General features: G+C 69.2%; 6 protein-coding genes. 4 read left to right on the top strand and 2 right to left on the bottom strand.

Features of this window, described 5'->3' with window-relative positions; genetic code table 11:
- Positions 1–92: 92 nt before the first annotated feature.
- The gene (locus ACFWY9_RS32480; RefSeq protein ID WP_378326870.1) at positions 93–980 is read right to left on the bottom strand and encodes a C1 family peptidase; all 888 of its coding nucleotides are present in this window, start codon (positions 978–980) and stop codon (positions 93–95) included.
- A gap of 259 nt (positions 981–1,239) precedes the next feature.
- A complete protein-coding gene (locus tag ACFWY9_RS32475) occupies positions 1,240–2,715 on the bottom strand; it encodes a bifunctional phosphatase PAP2/diacylglycerol kinase family protein (RefSeq protein WP_378326869.1) in 1,476 nt (491 codons plus the stop codon).
- 179 nt (positions 2,716–2,894) lie between these two features.
- Between ACFWY9_RS32475 and ACFWY9_RS32470 the strand changes: the two genes are divergently transcribed.
- The 4 genes from ACFWY9_RS32470 to ACFWY9_RS32455 all read left to right on the top strand — a co-directional run bounded on the left by ACFWY9_RS32470 (position 2,895) and on the right by ACFWY9_RS32455 (position 7,629).
- Complete coding sequence (locus tag ACFWY9_RS32470) at positions 2,895–4,775, top strand: gamma-glutamyltransferase family protein (RefSeq protein WP_378340653.1); 1,881 nt, start codon at positions 2,895–2,897, stop codon at positions 4,773–4,775.
- Positions 4,776–4,790: 15 nt separating this feature from the next.
- On the top strand, positions 4,791–5,822 hold the full coding sequence (locus ACFWY9_RS32465) for a hypothetical protein (RefSeq protein ID WP_378340652.1): 1,032 nt from the start codon (positions 4,791–4,793) through the stop codon (positions 5,820–5,822).
- Positions 5,823–5,986: 164 nt separating this feature from the next.
- Positions 5,987–7,108, top strand: a complete 1,122-nt coding sequence (locus ACFWY9_RS32460) for an epoxide hydrolase family protein (protein ID WP_378326866.1) — start codon at positions 5,987–5,989, stop codon at positions 7,106–7,108.
- Positions 7,109–7,245: 137 nt separating this feature from the next.
- Positions 7,246–7,629 carry a VOC family protein gene (locus ACFWY9_RS32455; RefSeq protein WP_378340651.1) on the top strand — a complete coding sequence of 128 codons (384 nt, stop codon included), beginning with the start codon at positions 7,246–7,248 and terminating at the stop codon, positions 7,627–7,629.
- Positions 7,630–8,033 lie beyond the last annotated feature (404 nt).

The following is an 8,033-nucleotide window of genomic DNA, read 5'->3' as shown; positions in this document are numbered from 1 at the left end:
TCGCGGCGGCGCCCCCGCGCGCGCGGCCCCCCCCCCCCCCGGGGGGCCGGGCGCGCACCACCCCCCCCCCCCCCCCCAACCAGGTTGGGCGTTCAGTTCTGGACGAGCTTGCCCATGGCGTGGATTTCGTCCACGTCCCCGGTGTTGAAGAATTCCCACGGCACGGTCACGAATCCGTTCGCGCCCCAGCCGCTGCCCCAGCTGTTCTCGATTTTCACGCCCTGCTGGTTGTAGGCGACGATGGTCACTTCGTGGCCGCCGACGACGGGGTCGCTGGACGAGTCGCCGGGCAGGTACGAGTAGTCGCTCGCGGTCGAGCTGTCGAGGTCCATGAAACTCTGGTGGACGCTGAACCCGATCGGGACCGGCTGCCCCTGCGAGATGGCGTTTTCGATGGCCTGTTTCGCCGAGCTGCCGCTGGTGGGAAGTTCGGTGTAGCCCGACAGCTTGTAGTGCGCGGCGTTGGTGCGCTCGGACTGGTCGGGCTGGGTGGTGTAGTCGAAGTCGCCCTGCCAGTAGTGGGATTTGGTGTCGATGCCCTGCTTTTGCTCCATCGGGAGCGCGACCGAGGCCCAGGTGCCCTGGTCGTTGCCCTTGGCGATCTGGGAGTAGATGAACATCGGGGCCATCGGCGAGCCGGCGATTCCCTGTTCCTTCATGAGCACGCCGTATCCGGTGTAGCCGGTAGCCCAGGTCACGCAGGAGCCGACCTGCCCTTGGTCGCCGGGCGACAACGCGTACTGCGTCAGGTCGTAGCTGGCGGGCGGCGCGCCGATGCGCTCTCGGACCGGAAGCGCGGCGGCGTGCGCGGTGAAGGCGTTCGACGCCTTGGCGGCCCTCAGCCCGGCGAGGTCGAGGCCCATGCCGTGCTTGGCATGGTGTTTCGGCGAGTCCACGGCGGCGGAAGCCTGGGTGACGGTCGCCGCCAGTCCGGCCGCGGCGAGCAGGGCGACAATGGCCGATGATTTTCTGATCTGCATTTCGGCTCCTTCTTCGGGCATGCAGAAAAAGAAATAACGGTGGGGGTGTGTGCACCGGGAGAATCGGCGCGAGTTCAATGTAGAACGGGCGACCCTGGTGCTGTACCTACGAAAGGATGGACCCTGCCGTGCCAGGTCAAAGCGCCGTGAATGGCGCATTCGCGGCGTTGAACGTCCTCAATGTGCCATTCACGACTTTAGAATGGTCGCGCGGGAATTGCGTTGGCCATCGATTTCGGATGGTCCGGGGTGTGTCGCCCTAGGGCTTGCGGTAGATGGTCAGCGCGCGGGGGCGGGACCGGAAGCGGAAGTGGTTGCCGAGCGGGCCTACCTCGCCGTCGGTGGCGATCCTGCGGTTTCCGTCGAGCACGCGGACGTCGAGTTCCGACACGTCCGCTTCCCGGTAGACGTGGCTCGCGGTGAGCGAGTCGGTCAGGGTGGCGAGCACGAACCGGGCCCGCGAGTAGGGCAGATCGGCGCGCAGGTACCGGACGTCGAGCAGGCCGGTGTCGAGTGCCGGACGGCGGCTGGGCACGACGCCCTTCGGCGCGTAGGTGCCGTTGCCGACGAAGATCAGCCATACCGCGGTCCGTTTGCCGTCGAGCTCGATCTGGAGTGGCTTCGCGTGCCGGAGCGTGCGGACGAGCGCGATGACGCCCGCGGCCCATTTCGGCAGCCGCTCCTGGAGTTTTTCCCGCACCCGCACCATTTCCGGATAGCCGCCGAGGCTGGCGGTGTTGACGAACCACCGGCGGTCGGGGCCGCTGGGCCCGTCGACCTCGACCTCGCCGAGGTCGATTCCGACCGCGGAGCCGTTTTCGGTGGCTTCGTCGGCGTCGGGCATCGAGCGGACGCCGACGTCGCGCGCGAAGTGGTTCAGCGTGCCCGCCGGGATGAGAGCGAGGGGGAGTCCCTGCTCGGCGGCGACGGAGGCCACCGCGGCGACGGTGCCGTCCCCGCCCGCGACACCGAGCGCGCGGACGGTACCGCCCGCCGCCGCGATCGCGGATTCGAGCTGGGTGCGGATGTCGGTGGCAGGGTCGGGGTAGATCAGGGTCGCCTTGGGCCAGGCGTAGCGGACGTCCTCGGTGGGGTCCTGTCCGTCGACCCCGGAGCTCGGGTTGACCAGCGCGAGCATGTCCTCGCCGTCGACCATGAGCGGCGCTTCGGCGTCGTGCGCGGTGCGAGCGGGAACGTCGGGGTGCAGCGGCCACCAGTGCCGGGTGGCGAGCCCGGCGGCGACGCCGATCAGTGCCCCGGCACCCACGTCACTCGGCCAGTGCACGCCGGTGTGCACCCGGGAGTAGGCGACGGCGGCGGCCAGCGGGGCGATCGCGAGCCCGGCCTTCGGCGATTCCATGGCGACGGCCGTGGTGAACGCGGCGGCGGAGGCCGCGTGCCCGGACGGGAACGACGAAGAGGTCGGTCGCTTCGTGAGCCTCCGGTGCACCGGAACCTCTTCGGCGGCGGGTCGCCGGCGGGGAAACAGCAGCTTGCAGACGAGGTTCGCCGACGCGCTGGCACCCGCGATGGCGGCGACCCCGCGCAACGCGCCTCGGCGGGTCGCGCCCTTGCGCGCGGTGAGGACGGCGCCGACCGCCCACCACAGCCTGCCCTTGTTCGCGGCGACGCTGACCGCCGTGAGCACGTCGTCAGCCCGGGTGCGGGGGAGCGCGGCACTGAGCCGGACGAGTTCTCGATCGGTTTCGCCGACTTGCCGGAGCTGCCTTTTCACGTGGCCGAACACCTCTCGCAATCTAGCCGAAAGCGTGCCGCCGATGCCGGAAGGCCCGGAGCCGACCGCGTGATTTGTCTGGACAACTCCCCGGCCACGGTGCCTATGATCCCGGCAGGTTACCGATCTCGGCTCGACGAGGCGGCTTTCCGACGCGCCCGGCGGGAAAGGAAGGGCTCGTGGACACTCCGGTCAGGCCTTCGCGCCGGGATCTGTTCAAGGCCGGTGGCGCGGCCCTCGCGGCGGCCGCGCTCGGCGAGGGGAGTCCCGCCGTCGCGGCGGCGGCCGGACCGGGGACTGCCACCGGGCCGACGCTCAGCGCGACGCCCTTCGGCATGCCGACCGCGGCGGTCCCCGAACCCGGGATCACCGTCGCCGCCGTGCGCGGAGACCGTCCGGCGGGCTGGGGCGGGCAGACCCGGGCCGAGGTCGTCGCGCGCAACGGCGTCGTCGCCACCAGCCAGCCGGTCGCGGCCCAGGCCGGGCTGAAGATCCTCGCCGAGGGCGGCACCTCCGCCGACGCCGCGGTGGCCACCGCGGCCGTGCTCGGACTGGTCGAGGAGGGCAGCGCGAGCATCGGCGGGGACAGTTTCGCGCTGCACTATTCCGCCGCCGACCGCAGGGTGTACGGGCTCAACTCCAGCGGCTGGGCACCCGCCGCGTGGACGCCGGAGTACTTCCGCGCGCGAGGCCGCACCGCCGCCAACGGCATGCCCTACACGGGGATCGACTCGGCGACCGTGCCAGGAGCGGTCGAGGGCTGGGACCAGCTGCTGAAACGCTTCGGCCGCAAGCGTTTCGACGTCGTGCTGCAGCCTGCGGTCGAACTGGCCACGCAGGGCTTCGGGCTCACCGAGCGCATCCACCACGACTGGGGTGGCGTGGTCGAACTGCTGCGTAAGGATCCCGATTCGGCGCGGACGTTCCTGGTCGACGGGAACGTGCCTCCGCTGTACGGGATCTTCCGCAATCCTGACCTCGCTCGCGCGTACCGCGCCTTGCAACGGCAGGGCCGGGACGCCTTCTATCGCGGCGAAATCGCCCGAGCCGTCGTCGCGAAGAGCCGACGCCTCGGCGGCGCGATGACCACGGACGATCTCGCCGCGTTCCACGCCGAATGGGTCGAACCCATCTCGGTGGATTACCACGGCTATCGGATGCATCAGCTGCCACCGGCCAACCAGGGCTTCGCCGCGCTGATCATGCTGAACGTCATCAAGCAGTTCGTCCCGGTGCTGGGCCACGACCTGGCCACGCTGGGGCCGCGGTCGCCGTTGTTCTGGCATCTGCTGATCGAGGCCAAGAAACTCGCCTACGACGATCTGAACCGCTACAACGGCGACCCGCGATTCGTCCCCGTACCACTGGACATGCTGCTCTCCGACGCGCACGCCGCCGACCTGTGCCGCCGGATCGACCCGGCCCGCGCCCACCCGCCCCAGGTCCCCGGCGCGGTCAACTCCGGCACGGTCTACGTGACCACCGCCGACCGCTGGGGCAACATGACATCGTTCATCTACAGCAACTTCGACACGTTCGGCTCGGGAGTCACGGTTCCCGGCTACGGCTTCCCGCTGCAGAACCGCGGCGCGTTGTTCAACCTCGACCCCGCCTCGCCGAACATCGTCGCGCCCCGCAAACGGCCCTTCCACACCCTCATGCCCGCGTTCGTCACGCGTGACGGCAGGCCCGTGCTCTCCTTCGGCAACATGGGCGGCAGCGAACAGGCCCAGGCCCAGGCGCTCGAGATGGTCAACATGGTCAACCTCGGCATGAACCCGCAGGCCGCCACCGACGCCGCTCGTTTCCACCACGACCACTTCCACGATCGCCTTGTCCTCGAACGGGAACTGCACGAACTGGTCGGCGCCTCGCTCGCCGCGATGGGCCATCACCTCCTCCCGCCGTCGAGCAGCAGCATGGGCGGCTACCAGGCGATCGCGTTCACCCCGGAGCGCCCGGGCGACTGGCCGGCGTCGACCGGGGCGAACGGACCGGTCAACGGGATCTACCGGGCCGCGTCCGATCACCGCAAGGACGGCGCCGCCGTCGGCTGGTAGGTCCCGTGATCGAATGTGTCAGTGATCAGTGGCTGGGCTCAGCGGCGGCAGAAGAAGGCACGGCAGGGGACTCTCCGAGCCCGTCACCACTCGCGGCTCGTGGCGCCGCAAGCGGGCGATGAACTGGTGTCCGCGTCGGTCGGCCCGTCGGGCGAGGTCGTGGCGCTGTGGGCGGCACCGGAGGACCTGTCGGAACTCACGGTGCGGACGACGACGCCGGGAGGCGCCACCTTCCCCGAGCCCCGGACGTCCAGGCCCGTGACGGCACGCGTGACCGTGCACACGCCGGACATGGCCATCGCCGCGCGGATCAGGTCTCTTTCGGTGGCGTACCCCACCGTTCAGCCGCTGCCCGACGGCCAGGTGCTCGTGGTCGGCTCCCGGTGCAGGTGGCGGCCGGAAGGGCCGGACCGCAACGCGATCGTGTACGACTCCGACGGAGCGGTGGTGTTCGGGGAGACCGTCGGCGACGGCATCCAGCACGTGCAGACCACCCGCCGGGGCGAGACGTGGGTGGGATACTTCGACGAAGGGATCTACGGCAACTTCGGCTGGGGCGATTCGGAAGGCCGGCCTCCGCTGGGGGCGAGTGGGCTGACGCGCTTCTCCACCGCCCTGACCCAGGATTGGCGGTTTTCTCTGCCGGACGACAGCGCGTGGGGGTCGATCGAGGACTGCTACGCACTCAACGTCGACGGCGACACGGCGTGGGCCTGCTATTACGACGACTTTCCGATCGTCCGGGTCCACGACGGCGCCGTGACGGGATGGCACAACGACGTTCGCGGCGCCAAGGCCCTCGCGGTCGGTGGGTCCCGTGTCGCGTTGTACGGCGGTTACCGGCCCGACCACGATCGTCTGGTGGTCGGCGTCCTGGACGGCGACCGGTTCCAGGTGACCGGCAAGTACCGGCTGGCCGGGCCGGACGGGCGGCCCTTGCCCAGAACGGCACAGGTGGTCGGCCGGGGCCCCGACCTGAACGTTTTCGTGGACGACGTCTGGTTGCGGCTGAACATCGACGACATCCCCGTCGGCTCGGCGCGGTGACGGAACTGCGGCGCGGCTGTCTCAGCTTGACGAGCTTTCGGGGTGCCGGCGCTCAACGCGGGCTGCGCCGAAGGTCACCTCGGTCCACCAACGGGGTGTGATACGCATCCAGCATTGACGTGTCTCCTGATCCGACAACGCCTTGACCAGTAAGGAACCTTGCCATGTCCGCCGAGCCGTTCGAGGTCAGCATCACCGAAGCCGAGATCGCGGATCTGCGTGAACGATTGCGACGGACACGGTGGCCCGAGCGCGAGCCGGTGGACGACTGGTCACAGGGTTTGCCGCTGGCGTATGCGCAGGAGCTGTGCCGTAGCTGGGCCGAGGACTACGACTTCGGGTTCGCAGAGCGGCTGAACGTGTTCCCGCAGTACCGAGACACGATCGATGGGCTGGGCATCCACTTCCTGCACGTCCGCTCGCCGGAGCCGGACGCCTTCCCGCTCGTGCTCACGCACGGGTGGCCGGGTTCGGTGCTGGAGTTCCTGGAGATCCTCGGCCCGCTGACCGACCCGCGCGCACACGGCGGCGACCCGGCGGACGCCTTCCACGTGGTCGCGCCGTCGCTGCCCGGGTACGGCTGGAGCGACAAGCCGTCGACGACCGGATGGGGCATCACGCGCATCGCGCGCGCCTGGGACACGTTGATGGTCTCGCTGGGTTACGAACGGTACGGCGCGCAGGGTGGTGACTGGGGTTCGGCGGTGTCCGGCGCGCTGGGCGAGGTGGCGCCCGAGCGGGTCGCCGGCGTGCACCTGAACCTGGGATCGGTGGCGGCGGGCACGTTCGACGACCCGACGCCCGCGGAGCTGGCGAATCTTCAGGCCGAGAAGGAGATGCAGCGCACGGGCCGGGGTTACTCGGCGATCCAGGCGACCCGGCCGCAGACCCTCGGCTACGGTCTCACCGACTCCCCGGCGGGGCAGGCCGCCTGGATCGCCGAGAAGTTCTGGGCGTGGACGGACAACGACGGCCATCCCGAGGACGCGTTGTCGCGGCAGACGATCCTCGACGAGATCTCGGTCTATTGGTTCACCGCGTCGGCCACGTCGTCGGCGCGCCTGTACTGGGAGAGCTTCGCCCACTTCCGGGACAAGGTGACCGCGCCATCCGGACTGTCGGTCTACCCGCGCGACATAACCCGCCCGTCGAGACGGGAGGCCGAGCTGCGGTTCACCGACCTGCGCTGGTTCGAGGAGTTGCCGCATGGTGGCCACTTCGCCGCGCTGGAGCAGCCGGAGTCGCTGATCGAGCAGGTGCGCGGGTTCTTCCGCCTGATCCGCTGACTGTCCGTGCCACTCCTGGGAAACCCGCGCCCGGGGGATGGTCCTGCCCGTTCCCCGGGATACCGGCAAATCACGTTGTGGGCCGGTGCCACGGCGAACAAGTTCACGACAGGCGGAGAGCCTGGCAGACTGCGATGATGCGTATCAAACACCAGGTCGTCACCTTCGACGCGGCCGATCTCGCCGCGGAGAGCCGTTTCTGGGCAGGAGTGCTCGGCGGGGAGGTGGACGAAGACGGTGACTGGCACATGGTGATGGTGGACGGCGCACCGCGGATCGGCGTGCAACTCGCACCCGACCATGTCCCACCGGAATGGCCGGACGGCCCGGCCCAGCAGCAGATGCACCTCGACCTCTGGGTCGAGGACTTCGCCGAAGCGCACGAGCAGGTCATGGCTCTCGGCGCCTCGGTGCTGAAAGCGGCTGCCGGCACCACGTCCGGGGACGACTTCCAGGTATACGCCGACCCAGCCGGTCATCCTTTCTGCCTGTGCTGGTTGGTCGCCGAGCAGCGTAAGTAGAAGGCATCCGCACCGTGTGGCGGAGAGCCGGTCACTGTCTCGCGACTCGGTAGTGCTCTCCTTGCTGAGGTAAGGCTAGACAGAACGGCGCACCCTAATTGATCATAAAAGCAGCCCTTGGTCGATGATTTCTCTTGCTGTGGAAGGAAGATTGATCCCAGGGTTGCGTGATCAGTGTGCATGACGCCGGTCGAGGTCTGGCGCTCAGAGACCTGAATCGGTTCCGGTAGGAGTTCCACGACCGCTTGGCGCGCGTGCGGCCTGACGGGCGACCTGTCCCTGGAGACGGGTCCAACCTCGTGGACAGCAGTGCTCGACGCGATCCGGTTGCTGCCCGGCGCCGCCGCAGTAACCACTAACAGATACCCGACCAGCCACCACAAAAAGGCGCCAGCAATGGCCCA

It is taken from the genome of Amycolatopsis sp. NPDC059027 (assembly GCF_042739735.1).
Classification (GTDB): domain Bacteria; phylum Actinomycetota; class Actinomycetes; order Mycobacteriales; family Pseudonocardiaceae; genus Amycolatopsis.
Note: the sequence above shows the minus strand (reverse complement) of the source record. Positions and strands in the feature narration are given on the sequence as shown.

Coding starts and splice junctions, on each gene's coding strand:
- ACFWY9_RS32480 (WP_378326870.1), bottom strand. CDS start 980: ATGCAGATCAGAAAATCATCGGCCATTGTCGCCCTGCTCGCCGCGGCC.
- ACFWY9_RS32460 (WP_378326866.1), top strand. CDS start 5,987: ATGTCCGCCGAGCCGTTCGAGGTCAGCATCACCGAAGCCGAGATCGCG.
- ACFWY9_RS32455 (WP_378340651.1), top strand. CDS start 7,246: ATGCGTATCAAACACCAGGTCGTCACCTTCGACGCGGCCGATCTCGCC.